The sequence below is a fragment of the Pseudomonas sp. B10(2017) genome, assembly GCF_002113295.1.
GTDB lineage: Bacteria > Pseudomonadota > Gammaproteobacteria > Pseudomonadales > Pseudomonadaceae > Aquipseudomonas > Aquipseudomonas pudica.
Genome location: NZ_NEJU01000048.1, coordinates 1 through 1,249, shown reverse-complemented (window position 1 = coordinate 1,249; position 1,249 = coordinate 1). Strand labels below are relative to the sequence as shown.

Genomic DNA, 1,249 nt, shown 5'->3' with positions numbered 1-1,249 from the left:
CGGGTCAGGCCGATCGACACCTTGTTACCGGTACCGAGGAAGTTGCTCTGGCTGATCGAACCACCGAGGATCAGGCCGGCGCTCTGGGCAAAACCGACGCTGGCGGTGATCGAGCCGGAGGCCTGCTCTTCGACGCTGTAGTTGACGTCGACCTGGTCGTCGGTGCCCGGCACCGGTGGGGTCTCGACGTTCACTTCCTTGAAGAAACCCAGGCGCTCCAGGCGGGTCTTGGACTGGTCGATCAGGTAGGTCGAGGCCCAGCCGCCTTCCATCTGGCGCATTTCGCGACGCAGCACTTCGTCTTCGGTCTTGGTGTTGCCGCGGTAGTTGATGCGGTTGACGTAGGCACGCTTGCCCGGGTCGACCACGAACATGATGTCGACGGTGTGGTCTTCATCGTTCGGCTGCGGCACGCCGTTGACGTTGGCGAAGGTGTAGCCTTCGTTGCCCAGGCGGCGGGTGATCAGCTCGGAGGTGCTGGTCATCACCTTGCGCGAGAACACCTGGCCAGGCTGCACCAGCAGCAGCGACTTGACCTGGTCTTCCGGCACCTTCAGGTCACCGGACAGCTTCACGTCGCGGACGGTGTACTTCTCGCCTTCGTTGATGTTGACGGTGATGTAGACGTGTTTCTTGTCCGGCGTGATGGACACCTGGGTGGAGGCGATGTCCATGTTGATGTAGCCGCGGTCCAGGTAGTAGGAACGCAGGCGCTCCAGGTCACCGGAGAGCTTTTCGCGGGCGTACTTGTCGTCGTTCTTGAAGAACGACAGCCAGTTGGTGGTCTTCAGCTCGAACAGCTGCGCCAGGGTCTCGTCGTCGAACACGTTGTTGCCAACGATGTTGATGTGCTGGATGGCGGCGACGGTGCCTTCGTTGATCTTGATCTTCAGCGCCACACGGTTGCGCGGCTGCGGCACCACCTCGGCGTCGACCTCGGCCGAGTAGCGGCCCTGGGCCACGTACTGGCGCTGCAGCTCGTTACGCACACCTTCGAGGGTGGCACGCTGGAAGATCTCGCCTTCGGCCAAGCCCGATTGCTTGAGGCCCTTCATCAGGTCTTCGGTGCTGATGGCCTTGTTGCCTTCGATCTCGATGCTCGACACCGACGGGCGCTCGACCACGTTGATGATCAGGACATTGCCATCGCGGTTCAGCTGAATGTCCTGGAAGAAGCCGGTCTTGAACAGGGAACGGGTCGACTCCACCAGTCGGCGGTCATCGGCCTGGTCGCCGACGTTCAGCGGCA

The 1,249-nt window shown here is 61.9% G+C and carries 1 protein-coding gene; it reads right to left on the bottom strand.

Annotation, left to right across the window (positions count from 1 at the left end; all coding sequences use genetic code 11):
• Positions 1 to 1,249 (bottom strand): outer membrane protein assembly factor BamA (bamA, locus tag CAF92_RS26220; RefSeq protein WP_085602346.1); only part of this gene is annotated, 1,249 nt, incomplete at both ends.